We start from the raw sequence: 16,470 nt of genomic DNA on the forward strand, positions 1-16,470 counted from the left end.
TCACTGGATGAACGCCTAGGATGTGGTGATGACCGGTCCGAATGTCGTCGCCCGCGTGGGGGCGATGCTGCGGGCAGTGGCCACGGCCGAACCCGAAGGCGCCTCCACCACCGAGCTCGGAAAACTGGCGGGGCTGGCCCGGCCGACGGCACACCGGCTGCTCACGGCGCTGGCCGACGAACATCTGGTCAGCCGGGATCAGAAGACCGGCCGCTGGTCACTCGGACCCGAGCTGTATCTGCTCGGGGTCGGTGCGGCCCAACACCACGACGTGACCGATCAGGCGCGTGCGGTGGTGACGCGGCTGGCACGCGAGACCGGCGAGAGTGCGTTCTTCTCGGCCCGTCGCGGCGATCAGACCGTGTGCGTACTGAGCGAGGAGGGCAGCTTCCCGTTGCGCTCGCACGTCCTGCAGGTCGGTATCCGGTTTCCGCTCGGGGTGGCCAGCGCCGGGCTGGCGATCCTCAGCCACCTACCGGCCGCGGACGTCGACGACTACTTCTCCCGCGAACAGCCGGAAACCAATTGGGGGCCAAATCATTCCGAAGCGGCCATCCGCAAGCGCATCGAGCAGACCCGGCGCGCCGGCTATGCCGTCAATCCCGCGCTCCTGGTGGAAGGCAGCTGGGGCATGGCGGCCGCGGTGTTCGACCGACGTGGCCTGCCCGGCTGGGCCCTGAGCCTCACCGGTGTCGAGACCCGGTTCCGTGCCGGGCGTCGACGTGAACTGGGGCGGCTGCTTCTCGAGCAGGCTCACGAGCTGTCGGGTCGGCTGCAGGGGTGACCCCGCGTCGCCGTCCGGGTGGCGGTAGGCGATTGTGGACTGGTGACTGAACGCGCGCGCATCGACTTTCCGTCCCGCATCGGCGTCTGGTGGGCCAGCGACAGCTGGGCCATGCCGGACGCTCAGGCTGTGGCCCGCGACATCGAAGCCATGGGCTACGGCTCGTTGTTCCTGCCCGAAACCGTCGGCAAGGAATGCCTCACTGAATCGGCGGCGTTCCTCGCGGCCACCGACCGGCTGGTGGTCGGTACGGGCATTGCCAACATTCACGTGCGCCTGCCGTCGGCCGCCGAGGCCGGTGCCCGCACGCTGACCGCGCTGTACCCGGGACGGTTCGTGCTGGGCCTCGGCGTCAGTCACGGCCCGCTGGTGGAGCGGGGGATGGGCGGCACCTATGAAAAGCCGCTCGCGACGATGCGCAGCTACCTGGAGCGCATGGCCGCCGTGCCGGAGGTCATCGAACCCGGGGTGGGCCGGCCGCCCCGACTGCTTGCGGCATTGGGCCCCAAGATGATCGAGCTGTCGGGCAGCCAGGCCGACGGTGCGCATCCGTACCTGGTCCTGCCGTCGGCCACTGCCACGACGCGGGAAATCCTCGGGCAGGACAAGTGGATCGTCTCCGAGCAGGCCGTCGTCGTCGGCGGTGATGACGCCGAACAGCTGCGCCGCGCGCACGATCACCTGAACGTCTACAGCGGCCTGCCCAACTACCGGAACTCGTGGCTGCGCCAGGGCTTCGACGAGAGCGATCTGGTCCGTGGCGGATCCGAACGACTGGCCCGCGCGCTGGTCGGGATGGGTAGCGTCGAGGACGCAGCGGCGAAGGTGAAGGCGCACCTCGATGCCGGCGCCGACCACGTCGTCGTGCAGATGCTCGGCGAGCATCCGACCGCCGACCCGCGGCCGGGCCTGCGCGAGCTGGCCGCAGCCTTGGGGCTGTAGGTCGGCTGCCGGTTGGACCGGCCTGCCAGGGTGCGCTTCAGTCCGTCCCCGGTAAGGCGACCATCAGCGCCGCAGCGAAGGGTTTCTGCTGCGTCGGCCAATCAGTTTGTTGCACAGTCACTTTCGCCGCCATCATCGCCACTCTCCTGTGGGTAGAGGGTGGGGTGCCAGTAGTGGTTGGTTCGGGGTTGGCCGACGTCCAGTGGTGGTGGTGGGGTCCAGTGGGCGCGGCCGTTGACCATGGTGGTGTGCCAGCCGCCGGTGTCGGCGAGGCGGTTGTCGCAGCCGCAGGCCAGGGCGAGGTTGGTGATGTCGGTGGGGCCATCATCGCGCCAGTCGGTGTCGACGTGGTGGGCTTGGCAGCGGGTGGCGGGGGCGGTGCAGTTGGGTTTGGTGCAGCCCAGGTCGCGGGCGAAGAGGGCGAATCGTTGGGCGACGGTGGCGGTGCGACGCGCTCGGCCCAGGTACAGCGGTTGTTCGGTGTGGTCGTCAAAGACGACGAGGTAGTGGTCGGCGCCGCGGGCAGCCATGCGGAGGAGATCGCGGATCGGTAACCGGCTGCCGGTGAGGGTGAGTGCGTGGCCGGTGCCGCGCTCCAAGTCGGCGACGGTGCAGGTGGCCGCGATGGCCACAGGTAGGCCGTTGTGGTCGCCGAGGTCGGTGCCGAGGGCGATGCGGCCCATGGCGGCCAGGGCGTCGTGGTTGCGTTGGTCGGTGCTGCGGGTGTCGTGGTCGATCTGGGCCTGGGTGGGGGTGCCGGATTGGCAGGGTGTGGGGTCGGCGGGGTTGCACATGCCGGGGGCGCCGAGTTTGTCGTGGACTGCTTCGAGGGTGGCGCGTGCTTCGGGGTCGAGCCAGCCGTCCACTTTGGACATGCCGTCGGGTTGTTGTTTACCGATGCGGAAGCTGCGTTTGCGGGCGCGTTCGGCGTCATCGGGCAGGGGGCCGTCCTGATCGAGCAGGTACAGCAGGGCCTCGGCGGCGGCGCGCAGTTCTTCGGGGGTCTGGTGCCGCGCCCCAGCGACGAGGGACTGTTCGAACTGTGAACTGGTGGTGGGGTCGATCCAGCCGGGGAGTTTGTTGATGAACTGGCCGATCACTTTGACGTGCTCGGTGTTGATCGCGCCGTCGGCCTGGGCCGCGGCGACGAACTCCCACAGCGGCGGCAGCGGTTCGCCGGTCAGCCCGGTGCGGGCCGCCAAATGCTGGGCGTCGCGGACCTGGCGGTGGGCTTCGGTGGTGTCCAGGCGCAGCCGGATGCGCAGCACCTCGGCCCAGTTTTTCGCGCCCAGTTCTCGGGCCGTGACCTGAGACTGCGCCGCAACCAAGATCCGGTGATCGACCGCCTCGGCGGCGCACCTCAACCTCTCGCGGCGGGACTTCAATTCCAACAATGTCGCCACGTCCAGGCCGGTGTAGTCCAGGGATGCGAGCCGCGCGTGCGCCGCCTCGTAGGCGGCGTACGCCTCCTCGACAGCGGCTGGATCGGTCAATCCCATACATCGAACATTAGTTCGAACCACCGACAAGAAGCCGCCGGAAATGTGACGCTAGTTACCTACCGTGACCAGCGCTAACAAAGTGACCAAAGTTTTTCGAACCCGACCGTCGGGCCGGCTCAGCCCTCCGTCGCGGCGGCCTTGCGCCGCTTGTACCACTCCCAGATCATCGGCGTGATGGACGCGACGAGGATCAGGATGAAGATCGGCTCGAGCAGCTTCTGCACGATCGGGAACTGCCCCAGCCAGTAGCCCAGCAGCGTGATGCCGCAGCCCCACACGATCGCGCCGATCACGTTGTACAGCGTGAAGGCGCCATAACCCATCCGGGCGGCGCCGGCGGTGATGGGTGCCAGGGTGCGCACGATCGGCACGAAGCGGGCCAGCAGGATCGCGAACGGTCCGCGTTCCTCGAAGAAGGTGTGCGCCTCATCGAGGTACTTCTGCTTGAGGACGCGGGCGTCGGGCTTGAACATCGAGGTACCGAGGAAGCGTCCGATGAAGTATCCGACCTGCCCGCCGAGGATGGCCGCAACGGGGATGGTCACCATCAGCAGCCAGATGTTGAAGTTGGCCTGGGCGGCGACCTCGGCCTGGGCGGCGGTGCCGGCGGCCAGCATGCCCGCGACGAACAGCAGGGTGTCGCCGGGCAGGATCGGGAACAGCACGCCCGACTCGACGAAGATGACGACCAGCAGTCCGACCAGCGCCCACGTGCCGAAATAGGCGATGAGCTTCACCGGATCCATGAAGTCCGGCATGAGCGACAGCGTGCTGATCATGGGGTCAACATACCGGTGTGTGTTGGCTGTTCCCTTAACCGCACATCGCCCATAAGGTCGGCGCATGGCCACTCACAGGGCAGTTCACGTTGCGCAAGCCGACGGCCCGCTCGCACTCGCTGACGTCGACACCGTCTCGCCGCCGCGCGACCACGTCCGCATCGAGGTCGCCGCGTGCGGGGTGTGCGGCACCGACCGCGAGTTCCACGCGGGGCACTTCCCGGGACTTTCGTGGCCGATCACCCTCGGCCACGAGATCGCCGGCACCGTCGCTGAACTGGGCGACGGCGTCGAAGACTTCGTCGTCGGCGACCGGGTGGCGGTGGGCTGGTTCGGCGGCAACTGCAACCGCTGCGTCCCATGTCGACAGGGCCATTTCATGCAGTGCATACGCATGGAGGTGCCGAGCTGGCACTACCCCGGCGGATACGCCGAATCGGTCACGGCGCCCGCGACCGCGCTGGCCCGAATCCCGGACGAGTTCTCGTTCGCCGAGGCCGCCCCGATGGGCTGCGCGGGCGTGACGACGTTCAACGGGCTGCGCAAGACGCGCGCCAAGGCCGGCGACCTGGTCGCGGTGATCGGGATCGGTGGCCTCGGCCACCTCGGCGTGCAGTTCTCCCGGGCGATGGGCTTCGAGACCGTCGCGATCGCGCGCGGGCCGGAGCGTGAGGCCGCCGCCAAGGAGCTCGGCGCCCATCACTACATCGATTCGAACGCCTCGGACGTCGCCGCCGAACTGCGGCGCCTCGGTGGGGCGACCGTCGTGCTCGCGACCGCCGCGAGCTCGACGGCAATGGCCGCCACGGTTGCCGGGCTCGCGCCCGAGGGGCAGCTCGTGACGGTCGGTGTCACGCCCGAGGCCCTGCCGATCAGCCCGCTCGACCTCATCAACGGTGGCTTCTCGGTCATCGGGCATCCGTCCGGCACCTCACGCGATATCGAGGAGACGCTGCACTTCGCCGCGCTGACGGGCGTGCGCGCCGTCATCGAGGAACGGCCTCTCGCGCAGGCCGCCGAAGCTTTCGACCGGATGAACAGCGGCCACGCGCGCTACCGGATGGTCTTGACCGTCTGACCGCATGAGCTGTCGGGTGTCCCCCGGTGCCGCACTTCAGCTTCGCGTGACTGACATACTGGCCCAGACTGCAGGTTCGCCGAGAGGAAAAACATGCCCATCGCCACGCCCGAGGTCTACGCGGAGATGCTGGCCCGCGCCAAGGAACACTCCTTCGCGTTCCCGGCCATCAACTGCACGTCGTCGGAAACCGTCAACGCGGCGATCAAAGGTTTCGCCGACGCCGGTAGCGACGGCATCATCCAATTCTCCACCGGCGGCGCCGAATTCGCCTCCGGTCTCGGAATCAAGGACATGGTCACCGGTGCCGTCGCGCTGGCCGAGTTCGCCCACGTCGTCGCTGCCAAATACGACATCACCGTCGCGCTGCACACCGACCACTGCCCCAAGGACAAGCTCGACGGTTTCGTCCGGCCGCTGCTGGCCATCTCGGCCGAGCGCGTCGCCCGCGGCGAGAACCCGCTGTTCCAGTCGCACATGTGGGACGGCTCCGCGGTGCCGATCGACGAGAACCTGGAGATCGCGCAGGAGCTGCTGAAGCTGACGTCGGCCGCCAACATCATCCTCGAGGTCGAGATCGGCGTCGTCGGCGGTGAAGAGGACGGCGTCGAGGCCGAGATCAACGAGAAGCTGTACACCAGCTCCGAAGATTTCGAGAAGACCATCGACGCGCTGGGTTCCGGCGAGAACGGCAAGTACCTGCTGGCCGCCACCTTCGGCAACGTCCACGGTGTCTACAAGCCGGGCAACGTCAAGCTCAAGCCCGAGGTGCTGGCCGAGGGGCAGAAGGTGGCCGCCGCCAAGCTCGGTCTGCCCGCCGGCTCCAAGCCGTTCGACTTCGTGTTCCACGGTGGCTCGGGCTCGCTGAAGTCCGAGATCGAGGACTCGCTGCGCTACGGCGTCGTGAAGATGAACGTCGACACCGACACCCAGTACGCGTTCACCCGTCCGGTGGCGGCGCACATGTTCACCAACTACGACGGCGTCCTGAAGATCGACGGCGAGGTCGGCAACAAGAAGGTCTACGACCCGCGCAGCTACCTGAAGAAGGCCGAGGCCTCGATGACCCAGCGCGTCATCGAAGCGTGCAACGACCTGCACAGCACGGGCCGCAGCGTCTCCGCGGGGCTCGGCAAGTAGCCAAAGCTGGACACCGCCGACTGGCCGGTCATGACGCAGGAATCGCGAAACCCTGTGTCGTGACCGGCCATTCGGCGTTCATGGCCGAGTGGCCGCGCGTGAGGAGCACCGTGCCCAGCACCGCGACGGCGGCGATGGCCGCGATCACCAGCACCAGTGCGATGACCCAGCCCCAGCTGCGACGGTCCTTCGGTGGCTTGACGGCGCCGGGGATCACCTGCGGCGCGGCGGGCGGCATCAGTTCGGTTTCCGGATCCGGCAGCGGCGTGATGATCTGCGTCTTGCCGTCGAAGCCCGACGGCGCGGTGAAGCGCCGCACCGGGATCGTCGGGTCGGTCGCTGGATCTGCGGGCTCGAAGATCTCGGTTGCCGCCGCGGCGTCGTCGCCTGTCGAGGCAGCGCGCTGATCGGCATCACGACGGCCGTCCGGTCCCGTCGGGTTCGACATGGCGGCTGGGTTCGACATGGGGGTGACTGTCCTCCCGAGATCAGATCGCGCACTGGGGCCGATGCGTCCTGGAGCAGGCCGCGACGTCCTACCTGGAGCTTAATCTCCCGCCTGCGGGATCTCCGTGAGCGGCCGCACGGCACAATGGCGTTCATGACGCGAATGGGTGATCTGCTGGGTCCGGAGCCGGTGTTGCTGCCTGCCAACTTCGAGGCCGAGGACGCTCTCGCCGCCGGTAAATCGCCGACCGACGTTGCTGCGGCGCAGCCGACGGCCTCTGTCGCGTGGGCCGCCCTCGCCGAGGCCGCGCTGGCCGACGGTCAGACCATCACTGCCTACGCCTACGCGCGTACCGGTTACCACCGCGGCCTGGATCAGCTGCGTCGCAACGGCTGGAAGGGTTTCGGCCCGGTGCCGTTCGCGCACGAACCGAACCAGGGCTTCCTGCGCTGCGTGGCAGTGCTGGCGAAGGCGGCGGAATCCATCGGCGAGCAGGACGAGTACCTGCGCTGCCTGGACCTGTTGGACGACTGCGATCCCGCGGCGCGCGCCGAGCTGGGTCTCTGACTAGTCCATCTCGCAGTGGCAGTCGCCGGCCGGCGGCTCCACCTGAACGGTGGCGTGGTCCAGCCCGCGGGCGGCCAGCACGGCGCGCGCCGACTCGAGGACGCGTGCCGAATCCGCCGCGGACGTCAGGTGGGCGGTGGCCATGTCCTTGCCGGGCACCAGGGTCCACACGTGCAGGTCGTGCACATCGGTGACGCCGTCCACGGCGGCCAGCGCTTCGCGCAGCTCGTCGACGTCGATGTGGCGGGGTGAGGACTCGGACAGGATCCGCAGCGCGGCGCGGGCCAGCGCGATGGCGCGCGGCAACACCCACAGCGCGACCAGGACGGCGACGACGACGTCGGCGTACGGCCACCCCGTGGTGACGTTGACGATGCCCGCGATCAGGACGCCGACGCTGCCGACGGTGTCGGCGACGACCTCCATGTAGGCACCCTTGACGGCGAGGCTGCTGTCGGCGTCGGAGCGCAGTAGCAGTACCACGACCAGGTTGGCGAGCAGCCCCGCGAGGGCGACGACGATCATCGGCACACCCGGGATCCCCGGCGCGTTGCCGATGCGCTCGACGGCCTCGTAGAGGATGAACGCCGCGACGCCCATCAGCAGGACGGCATTGGCGACCGCGGTGAACACCTCGGCGCGGTGCCAGCCGTAGGTGCGGGCGGCGGACGTCGACCCGCGGCGGGCGAGGAGGACGGCGCCCAGGCCCATGAACATCGCGACCAGGTCGGTCAGCATGTGGCCGGCGTCGGCCAGCAGCGCGATCGAGTTGATCAGCAGCGCGGTGGTCAGCTCGATGACGAAGAAGACGCTGAGTACGGCTGCGGCGATGATCATGCGGCTGGCGCGTGCGTTCGAGCCATGGCTGTGGTCGTGTCCGGCACCCATGCCAGCAATATATGCAGAACTCTGCATATGTCGCAAGGCGCCCTGGGATTTGTGCACGATTTTCCGCGGTCAGCGCGGAAAATCGTGCACAAATCCCTGCTACCAGGCGGACCAGAAGCGGGTCAAGGCGCTGCCGATCATCGCCAGGCGCGGCGGCACGCCGGTGAGGCTGACGGCGGAGTACACCACGTTGAAGAACAGCCGGTTGAGCTCGGGGACGATCAGCAGCAGCATCAGGATCAGGAAGCCCCACTGCCGGGCGGGCAGCAACGCGCGCTGCGTGTCGGCGCTCAGGTGCGGTTCCAGCGCGCCGTAGCCGTCCAGCCCCGGAATGGGCAGCAGGTTCAGGAACAGCGCCGTCACCTGCAGGAAGCCCAGGAAGGCCAGGCCCGCCCAGAACACCGGATGGTCGCTGTCGAACAGCACCGCGGTCGCGACCAGCAAGATGACGGCGAGCACCAGGTTGGCGAAGGGGCCGGCCAGGCTGACCAGCGTGCGCTGTCGGGGCGTCATGTACTCGGTGCGCACGTACACCGCGCCGCCGGGCAGGCCGATGCCGCCGAGGGCGATGAACAGTGCCGGCAGCCCGAGCGACAGCAGCGGGCTGGCGTACTTCGCGGGGTTGAGCGTGAGATAACCGCGCAGTTCGACATCGCGGTCGCCGAACCGCCAGGCGGTGTAGGCGTGGCCGAATTCGTGCAGGCACAGCGAGACGGTCCACCCCGCGATGACGAACACGAAGACGCCGGCGTAGGCCAGCGGCCGGACCTCGGCGCCGCAGAACCAGGCCAGAGCGCCACCGGCGACGGTCAGGGCCACGATCGCCCAGAAGACGGGGCTGGGACGGACGGCGCGCCGCACAGGCATGGTCATGACTGCAAACTAGGCGACCCGCAGCCAACCCTGGATATGGCGGTAGAACGCCGATCGGCGCGCCGGACGGGCGGCCGCCACGCCGTCGCGCTCAACCAAAACTCCGGTGCTGCCGAGTTGCGCGGCACGGCCGGCGACCCAGCCCCGTCCCGGCCCCGAACGCCCGGCCCCGAGGGCCCGCGCACGCAGCCCCGGCATGCCGGACAGGGGTTCGATGACGACGCCCGCGGACTCACCGTCGAACAGCACGGTGTCGTCGACGACGGCCTCTCCGGTGATGGCGTCGCCGCCCGACGGCAGCCAGCGCGCGGACCGCACGATCACCGCGCCGGTCTCGTCGCGGATGAGCGGAACGCGTTGGGCGACACCGTCTCTGGCGCGGCGCGCGGCACCCAGCCCACCGCGGGTCAGGGGTGGGACGAAGCCGACCTCGACGTCGAGCCGGTCGTCGCGCAACAGCCGGGCCAGGGTGGCCGACAGATCGGCGTGGTCGCCGACGACGATCACCCGGACAGCGCCGTCAGGGATAGTCGGGGCACTGGCCGAGGGCACCGGGATGGCCGTCAGATCCGCCAGCGCGCGGGGTGTCCGGCGGTCGCCGAAGACCAGCGCCACGACATCGCCTGAGGCCTCTCTGGCGGTCAAGGCCTCTCCTCTCGTCCTGCTGGGATAAGGTTGCTCACCGGCTGCCACTGTATTCAGGCAGGTAATGCGGGAGGCAAAACGATGCCGGCAATCGTGCTCATCGGGGCCCAATGGGGTGACGAGGGCAAAGGTAAGGCCACCGATCTACTCGGTGGACGTGTGCAATGGGTGGTCCGCTACCAAGGCGGCAACAACGCCGGGCACACGGTGGTACTGCCCACGGGGGAGAACTTCGCGCTCCACCTCATCCCCTCGGGCATCCTGACGCCCGGGGTCACCAACGTCATCGGCAACGGTGTCGTGGTCGACCCTGGTGTGCTGCTCAGTGAGCTCTCCGGGCTCGAGGACCGCGGCGTGGACACCTCGAAGCTCATGATCTCGGCTGACGCACACCTGCTCATGCCGTACCACGTGGCCATCGACAAGGTCACCGAGCGGTACGCGGGCAGCAAGAAGATCGGCACCACCGGTCGCGGCATCGGTCCCTGCTACCAGGACAAGATCGCGCGCATCGGTATCCGGGTCGCCGACGTCCTCGACGAGGAGCAGCTGGCCGCCAAGGTCGAGGCCGCGCTGGAGTTCAAGAACCAGGTGCTGGTCAAGATCTACAACCGCAAGGCACTCGACCCGGCCGAGGTCGTCGAGAGCCTGCTGCAGCAGGCCGAGGGCTTCAAGCACCGCATCGCCGACGCCCGCCTGCTACTCAACCAGGCGCTGGAGCGTGGCGAGACCGTGCTGCTGGAAGGCTCGCAGGGCACCCTGCTCGACGTCGACCACGGCACCTACCCGTTCGTGACGTCGTCCAACCCGACGGCGGGCGGCGCGGCCGTCGGCTCGGGCATCGGCCCCACCCGCATCACGACGGTGCTGGGCATCCTGAAGGCCTACACGACCCGTGTGGGCTCGGGCCCGTTCCCGACGGAGCTGTTCGACGAGTACGGCGCCTACCTGTCCAAGACGGGCGGCGAGGTCGGCGTGACCACCGGCCGGGCCCGGCGCTGCGGCTGGTTCGACGCCGTCATCGCCCGGTACGCGACCCGCGTCAACGGCATCACCGACTACTTCCTGACCAAGCTCGACGTGCTGTCCAGCCTGGAGACGGTGCCGATCTGCGTCGGCTACACCGTCGACGGCAAGCGCACCGACGAGATGCCGATGACGCAGGCCGACGTCGCCCGCGCCGAGCCGATCTACGAAGAGCTGCCGGGCTGGTGGGAGGACATCTCCGGGGCCCGCGAGTTCTCGGATCTGCCGGCCAAGGCGCAGGACTACGTGCTGCGCCTGGAGGAACTGTCCGGAGCACACGTGTCGTGCATCGGCGTCGGTCCCGGCCGGGACCAGACGATCGTGCGCCGGGACATCCTCGGGTGACGGACGGGGCGAGCGGAGCGACGGGGAAACCCGAAGGTTTCATCGATCAGCACGGCGGGTTCCCACGATTCGAGGTTGCCGATCCCGGTCCGGGGTTCGGTCGCTTCCTCGAGGGCATGAGGCGACTGCAGGATCTGGCGGTCTCGGCCAACCCGGACAGCGACACCTGGGATGACGCTGCCGACCGCGTCGAAGAGTTGGTGAAGCTGCTGGGGCCGTTCCAGGCCGCCGAGGGCGTCGGCCCGGCCATCCGGGTGCCGTCGTTGCCGGGAGCCGGCAGCCTGCTGATGCCGCCGTGGACCGTCACGAAGTTCTCCCCCGAGGGCGTCGAGATGGAGGTCGGGTTCAGCCGGTACCACGTGGGCGGCAACTACGCCGTGCACGGCGGGGTGCTGCCGCTGCTGTTCGACCAGGCTTTCGGGATGCTGATCCACGCCGTCAACCGGCCCATGAGCCGCACCGCGTATCTGCACGTCGACTACCGCAAGGTCACCCCGATCGACACGGTGCTGACCGCCAAGGCCCACGTCACCGAGGTCGACGGCCGTAAGACATTCGTCGCCGCCGAGCTCTTCGACCCCGAGGGCAACCTGCTGGCCGAGGCCAACGGCCTGATGGTGAGCCTGCTGCCCGGCCAGCCCTAAGGCTCGGCGCGCAGCGCGGGCCACCAGATGCGGGGCCCGATCAACGTGAACAGTGCCGGGATGATCACGGTGCGCACCACGAAGGTGTCCAGCAGGATGCCGAGGCCGACGATGATGCCCAGCTGCGTCAGCACGATCAGCGGCAGCACGCCGAGCACGCAGAACACCGCGGCCAGCACGATGCCGGCGCTGGTGATCACCGCCCCAGTCGCCGAGACCGCGCGCACGATGCCCTCGCGGTTGCCGAATTCCGGGGTCTCTTCCCGCGCCCTGGTCACCAGGAAGATCGTGTAGTCGACGCCGAGCGCGACGAGGAACAGGAACGCGAACAGCGGAGTTCCGTTGTCCAGCGCGGGAAAACCGAACACGTGCACGCTGGCCCAGCCGCCGCCCCCGAGCGCCGCCAGCGCGCTCAGCACCGTCACCGCCACCAGCAGCAGCGGTGCCAGCGCCGAGCGCAGCAGGACGTAGAGGACGGCCAGGACGACCAGCAGGATCGCCGGGATGACGATCTTCCGGTCGTGCTGAGCCGCCGTTGCGGCGTCGCGAGCCTGCGCGTCGGGGCCGCCGACGACCGCTTGCGCATCGATCTGGCGCACCGAATCACGGAGGGTGTCAATGGTTTTGAACGCTTCCGCGGAGGCCGGTGCAGCGGCCAGGACCACCGACCACTGCGTCAGGCCCGACGCCGAGTGCCCGGCCGGCATCGCCGACACCACGCCGGGGGTACGGGTGATGGCATCGCCCACCGCGGGGTTGGCCGCGACGACGGTGGTCGGATTGGTCAGGCCGCTGGGGAAGTGCGCGGCCAGGGTGTCATAGCCGGCGACAGACTCGGCCTGCACGCGGAACTGCTGGGTCTGGGACAACCCGATGGGCAGATTCACCAGCCCGACGCACAGCGCGGCCAAACCGGCCAACGCCACCGTGGCGACGCGGCCCGGCCTGCGGGACACGCCCGCCGCAATGCGGTGCCAGAGGCCGCTGTCGGTGAGTGGGGCGGCGTGCGACCCGGTTTCGGGGATGAAGGGCCAGAACAGCCGGCGGCCGAACAGCCCGAGCAGCGGCGGCAGCACCAGCAGCACGAACACCGCCGCGACCACCAGGCCCGACGCCGCCTGCACCCCGAGGCTGCGGTTGCTCGGCGCCGAGGCCAGCAGCAGTGTCAGCAGCGCCAGGACCACGGTGGCGTTACTGGCGATGATCGCCGGGGCCGCCGCGCGCCACGCTGCTCGCAGGGCGTCGCGATGATCGCCGCGCCGGGACAGTTCCTCCCGGTAGCGCGAAATGAGCAGCAGCGCATAGTTGGTGCCCGCGCCGAACACCAGCACGCTGGTGATGCCCGCCGTCGAACCGTCCGGGTTCAGGCCCGTCGCCGCGGCCACCGCGGTGCCGACGACCGCGCCCACCTGGTCTGCGAAGCCGATCACCAACAGGGGGATCAGCCAGAGGATGGGGGAGCGGTACGTCACGATGAGCAGTAGTGCCACGACGGTTGCGGTCACCGCGAGCAGCTTGAAGTTTGCGCCGGCAAAGGAATTCGCGATATCGGCGCCGAATGCGGGCCCGCCCGTGACCTGAGCGCGTAGGCCGTCGGGCAGCGAAGCCGACACCTGCGACCGCAGCTCCTGCACCTTGTCGCGGAGTGCGAAGCCGGACAGGTCGCCCGCCAGCGGCGCCACCCGCACCGCGGCCTTGCCGTCCTCGGATACCCGCGCGTCCGCCCCGGCCGCGGCGATATCGGCCGGCGTCAGGGGCGCGTCGTCGCTGCGGGTGACGACGATGATCGCCGGCGCGGTATCGCCGCCCGGGAACTGCGCGCGCAGGGCGTCGGCGCGGGCGGACTCGGCACCGGCGGGCACCGCCACCGGCGATTGCGACGACGAATCCCCGGCGCCGAGCAATGCCATGGCAACGCCGGAGAGCAACAGGACGATCAGGGCCGACGCCCATGCGATTCGGGTGGACACCCCCAAAATATTTCAAATACTTAACTATTAATCAAATGAAATTCGCCGGGCGCTATGCTCTCCGCGTGCCGAAGCCGTCCGACCGCGCCGACCTGGAGGCGCAGATCGCCGCCGACGTGCGGGCGTTGACGGCTGAATCCGACCAGATCGGCCGGGCTTTCGCGGTGCAGAACGAACTGGGCGCCAACGACTTCCGGGCGCTGCTGCACATCATGGTCGCCGAATCCGCGGGGACACCGCTGACTGCCGGTGAGCTACGCAAGCTGATGGGCACGTCGGGTGCGGCCATCACCTACCTGGTGGAGCGGATGATCGCTTCCGGGCATCTGCGCCGCGAAGCCGATCCGGCCGACCGGCGCAAGGTCATCCTCCGGAACGACGACAAGGGCCTCGCCACCGGCCGCGAATTCTTCAGCCCGTTGGCGCACCTCAACACGCAGGCCCTGGCGGACCTGCCCGATGCGGACCTCGAGGCGGCGCACCGGGTTTTCGTGGCGCTCACCGGTGCGATGCGGACGTTCCGGGCCGAGCCGGCACCGGAGGCGCCGTGATCACACGGCAGACGAGGCCTTGAGGGCGTCGACGTCTGCCCGGAGTGCGGCCAGCGCGTCCACCACCGTCAGGTTCTGGCCGGCGGCGTTGTGGCCGAGCTGCGGCCAGCCGTTGAGGTTCGGGCCGCGGAGCTGGGTTTGAATGTCCTGCACGATGGCCAGGATCTGGTTGAGAGCCGCGGTGGTGGGGTCGGGTTGAGTCACGGTGCCTCCCTGCAGCAGTGAGATGAGTTGATCGAGCGTGCCCTGGAATGCGTTGCAGTCCAACGAGAGATTCCCGATCAGCGCGGCGTCGGTGAATTGCAGGATCTGCGGCGTGGCTCCGCCGTAGGGGAACCAGTAACGCTGATTGTCATTGCCGGGATAGAGATTTGACGCGTAGCCGGTGCCGTTGACGTAGTTCGATGCGATGAGGCCCGGTACCTGAGAGATGTCGGGCGAGCCGATCTGTTGCCAGTACCAGTGCGGGATGTACGACAGCGAGATCGTCACGCCGACGGCGTTGAAGGCATTGACCACGGCCCAGAAGTTGTGGATGTCACCGGAATTCGCCTCGAAGTCCAGCATCGCGTATTTGCCACCGTTGTTGCTGAGCCACGTTTGCGCCTGCGCCGCCGGGCTGTTGGTGGTGACGTAGTGATAGCCGATGTGGGGAAAGTGGTTGTCGCGGCACCACTGTGCGATCACCGGCCAGTACGGATCCCGGTAATAGCTGCCCTCGGACACCTTCTGCTCGATCCAGGAAAAGCCCTGTCCGGGCAGCTGGGAGACGAAGGTGATGGCGTCGGCGGCCGAACGGAAGTTGTTGTTCGACGTGTCGGGGCCGTACAGGGTCACAGCAGCACCGTCTCCGGATTCACCGGCGTCCAACTGGTGGTGCTCGCCAAAGCCTTTGTATCGGCGGTGGATCCGTCGCTGAGTTGCACCGTCCACTGCAACCGGCCGTCGCTGTCATGCGTCGCCGTGGCGACGGCGCCCGCCTGCTCGCACATCTCGCCGAGGGCTTCGGGTTTGCCCGCCGCGTTCATAGCGAATCCTCGCCTTCTACCGTAGAGGTCTTGTCCCGCTTAGAATCTCGTTTCGGCGGGCCACTTTCCACGATAGCGCGATCTCCGCGGCTGGGTCGGTCAGGCGTTCTCCAGTTCGGCGATGACGATCTTCTTCTGTCGCATCATCGTCTGGATCTGTTCGGGCCGGCCGAGCAGCTGGTCCATCTTGGCCGGGATGATCTGCCAGCTGATCCCGAATCGATCCTTGCACCAACCGCATTGCTCGGATTCGGGGACATGCGAGAGCTTGGACCAGTAGTGGTCGATCTCGTCCTGGTCTGCGCATTCGACGACGAACGAGATCGATTCGTTGAAGGTGAACAGCGGCCCACCGTCGAGGCAGACGAAATCGACACCGTTCAAACTGAATCGGCCGTTGAGCACCTTGCCCGACATGCCCTTGAAATGTTCGTCAAGTGCTTCGTCCGGGTACTCCTCCACCGAGATGACATGGGAATTCGGAAACACCTCGACGTAGTAGTTCATGGCCTCGCGGGCCTGGTCGTTGAACCAGAGACATGGCTGGATGGCGGTCGGCATGTCGTTCTCCTTGTCTGTCAGTCGTTTTCGGCGGATCAGGCGGCCAGCAGCGCGTCGATCTGACCCAGGGCGCCGGTCATGCCCTCGACCATGCCCATCGCGGTCACCTTCTCGAGTTGTTCGAGGTCGGTGAACCGGGTGACGATCGTCATCCGGGTACCGGTATCGGTCGCGTCGAACGACACCTCTAGGCGCATGGTGGGCATCTCGGGGTCGGGCTCGCCGTCGGGCTGCGAGAAGCCGTCTTCGATGAGCAGTCGCGATGGTGCGTCGACCTCGAGCGTCGTCCACCAGCCCGGCGCCTTCTCACCCTCGGGGCCCGTCATGTGGTAGCGCGACTGCCCGCTCGGGGTGAGCTCATGCCGGGTGAAGGTGGCCGGCCAGGTCGGCGGACCCCACCAGCGCTCCAACTGGCGGGGGTCTTCCCACACCTGCCAGACGCGCGCCGGCGGCGCGGTGAACTCGGCCACGAAGGTCATGGTGAGGGCTTGCGGGTCGGCGGCGCTGCTGATCACCGTCATCGGTGGTCCTTAAGTTCGTAGTTGCAGTTACTTCGTATTGCTGAGCGTTACGTTGGGCTGTGACCCGGGTGGGTCGGGTATGGCTGCCATGGTGGTGCCGGCCCTGGTGGTGCGGCTTGAAAGGACTGGCCGCCCGGCCTGCCTGGACTTCCTCGGGCCGCTGATTGAGATCTGCGAT

At 68.2% G+C, this 16,470-nt stretch carries 19 protein-coding genes; 8 read left to right on the forward strand and 11 right to left on the reverse strand.

All coding sequences use genetic code 11. The annotated features are described in order from the left end of the window. Positions 1-28 precede the first annotated feature (28 nt). Together ACJH6I_RS23730 and ACJH6I_RS23735 are read left to right on the forward strand one after the other, a co-directional pair. Positions 29-784, forward strand: coding sequence for an IclR family transcriptional regulator (locus ACJH6I_RS23730; RefSeq protein WP_346416019.1), 756 nt, complete (start codon positions 29-31; stop codon positions 782-784). 42 nt (positions 785-826) lie between these two features. Further along, positions 827-1,726, forward strand: a complete 900-nt coding sequence (locus ACJH6I_RS23735; protein WP_346416017.1) for an LLM class F420-dependent oxidoreductase — start codon at positions 827-829, stop codon at positions 1,724-1,726. A 101-nt stretch (positions 1,727-1,827) separates the two neighbouring features. On the opposite strand, the gene ACJH6I_RS23740 is transcribed toward ACJH6I_RS23735, so the two are convergent. Beyond that, a complete protein-coding gene (locus tag ACJH6I_RS23740; protein WP_346416015.1) occupies positions 1,828-3,225 on the reverse strand; it encodes a DUF222 domain-containing protein in 1,398 nt (465 codons plus the stop codon). A gap of 119 nt (positions 3,226-3,344) precedes the next feature. Continuing rightward, positions 3,345-4,007 (reverse strand): VTT domain-containing protein, encoded by a 663-nt coding sequence (locus ACJH6I_RS23745; protein ID WP_318985489.1) that lies wholly within the window; start codon positions 4,005-4,007, stop codon positions 3,345-3,347. Positions 4,008-4,071: 64 nt separating this feature from the next. On the opposite strand from ACJH6I_RS23745, the gene ACJH6I_RS23750 reads away from it, so the two are divergent. Further along, positions 4,072-5,085, forward strand: a complete 1,014-nt coding sequence (locus ACJH6I_RS23750; protein WP_346416013.1) for an alcohol dehydrogenase catalytic domain-containing protein — start codon at positions 4,072-4,074, stop codon at positions 5,083-5,085. 93 nt (positions 5,086-5,178) lie between these two features. Then, positions 5,179-6,225, forward strand: a complete 1,047-nt coding sequence (gene fbaA, locus ACJH6I_RS23755; protein ID WP_346416011.1) for a class II fructose-bisphosphate aldolase — start codon at positions 5,179-5,181, stop codon at positions 6,223-6,225. 28 nt (positions 6,226-6,253) lie between these two features. On the opposite strand, the gene ACJH6I_RS23760 is transcribed toward fbaA, so the two are convergent. Continuing rightward, a complete protein-coding gene (locus tag ACJH6I_RS23760; RefSeq protein WP_406784572.1) occupies positions 6,254-6,691 on the reverse strand; it encodes a hypothetical protein in 438 nt (145 codons plus the stop codon). A gap of 135 nt (positions 6,692-6,826) precedes the next feature. Here ACJH6I_RS23760 and ACJH6I_RS23765 point away from each other — a divergent pair, with 135 nt between their 5' ends. Next, positions 6,827-7,240 (forward strand): DUF3151 domain-containing protein, encoded by a 414-nt coding sequence (locus tag ACJH6I_RS23765; RefSeq protein ID WP_346416009.1) that lies wholly within the window; start codon positions 6,827-6,829, stop codon positions 7,238-7,240. Here the strand turns inward: ACJH6I_RS23765 and ACJH6I_RS23770 are convergent, their stop codons facing one another. The 3 genes from ACJH6I_RS23770 to ACJH6I_RS23780 all read right to left on the reverse strand — a co-directional run bounded on the left by ACJH6I_RS23770 (position 7,241) and on the right by ACJH6I_RS23780 (position 9,646). Beyond that, the gene (locus ACJH6I_RS23770; protein ID WP_346416007.1) at positions 7,241-8,128 is read right to left on the reverse strand and encodes a cation diffusion facilitator family transporter; all 888 of its coding nucleotides are present in this window, start codon (positions 8,126-8,128) and stop codon (positions 7,241-7,243) included. Positions 8,129-8,227: 99 nt separating this feature from the next. Beyond that, a complete protein-coding gene (locus ACJH6I_RS23775) occupies positions 8,228-9,001 on the reverse strand; it encodes a site-2 protease family protein (RefSeq protein ID WP_406784573.1) in 774 nt (257 codons plus the stop codon). Between the two features lie 9 nt (positions 9,002-9,010). Further along, on the reverse strand, positions 9,011-9,646 hold the full coding sequence (locus ACJH6I_RS23780; protein ID WP_406784574.1) for a peptidase M50: 636 nt from the start codon (positions 9,644-9,646) through the stop codon (positions 9,011-9,013). Between the two features lie 81 nt (positions 9,647-9,727). On the opposite strand from ACJH6I_RS23780, the gene ACJH6I_RS23785 reads away from it, so the two are divergent. Both ACJH6I_RS23785 and ACJH6I_RS23790 read left to right on the forward strand, forming a co-directional pair. Further along, entirely contained in the window at positions 9,728-11,017 is a 1,290-nt protein-coding gene (locus tag ACJH6I_RS23785) for an adenylosuccinate synthase (protein ID WP_061003957.1), read from the forward strand. Next, on the forward strand, positions 11,014-11,661 hold the full coding sequence (locus ACJH6I_RS23790) for a PaaI family thioesterase (RefSeq protein ID WP_212807177.1): 648 nt from the start codon (positions 11,014-11,016) through the stop codon (positions 11,659-11,661). Before ACJH6I_RS23785 ends, ACJH6I_RS23790 begins: the two co-directional genes overlap by 4 nt. Here the strand turns inward: ACJH6I_RS23790 and ACJH6I_RS23795 are convergent. Beyond that, entirely contained in the window at positions 11,658-13,631 is a 1,974-nt protein-coding gene (locus ACJH6I_RS23795; protein WP_406784575.1) for an MMPL family transporter, read from the reverse strand. The genes ACJH6I_RS23790 and ACJH6I_RS23795 overlap by 4 nt on opposite strands. A 35-nt stretch (positions 13,632-13,666) precedes the next feature. Between ACJH6I_RS23795 and ACJH6I_RS23800 the strand changes: the two genes are divergently transcribed. After that, on the forward strand, positions 13,667-14,182 hold the full coding sequence (locus ACJH6I_RS23800) for a MarR family winged helix-turn-helix transcriptional regulator (protein ID WP_406784576.1): 516 nt from the start codon (positions 13,667-13,669) through the stop codon (positions 14,180-14,182). On the opposite strand, the gene ACJH6I_RS23805 is transcribed toward ACJH6I_RS23800, so the two are convergent. The 4 genes from ACJH6I_RS23805 to ACJH6I_RS23820 all read right to left on the reverse strand — a co-directional run bounded on the left by ACJH6I_RS23805 (position 14,183) and on the right by ACJH6I_RS23820 (position 16,292). Further along, entirely contained in the window at positions 14,183-15,019 is an 837-nt protein-coding gene (locus tag ACJH6I_RS23805; protein WP_064858707.1) for a GH25 family lysozyme, read from the reverse strand. It lies immediately after the preceding gene. Next, positions 15,016-15,210, reverse strand: coding sequence for a hypothetical protein (locus ACJH6I_RS23810; RefSeq protein WP_061003966.1), 195 nt, complete (start codon positions 15,208-15,210; stop codon positions 15,016-15,018). Before ACJH6I_RS23810 ends, ACJH6I_RS23805 begins: the two co-directional genes overlap by 4 nt. 99 nt (positions 15,211-15,309) lie before the next feature. Next, positions 15,310-15,771: a VOC family protein gene (locus ACJH6I_RS23815; protein ID WP_133427876.1), complete on the reverse strand. Its 462-nt coding sequence runs from the start codon at positions 15,769-15,771 to the stop codon at positions 15,310-15,312. 35 nt (positions 15,772-15,806) lie between these two features. Next, positions 15,807-16,292, reverse strand: coding sequence for an SRPBCC domain-containing protein (locus ACJH6I_RS23820; RefSeq protein WP_061003970.1), 486 nt, complete (start codon positions 16,290-16,292; stop codon positions 15,807-15,809). Positions 16,293-16,470: the final 178 nt, after the last annotated feature.

Source organism: Mycobacterium sp. SMC-13, assembly GCF_045311035.1.
In the GTDB taxonomy this organism is placed as follows: domain Bacteria; phylum Actinomycetota; class Actinomycetes; order Mycobacteriales; family Mycobacteriaceae; genus Mycobacterium.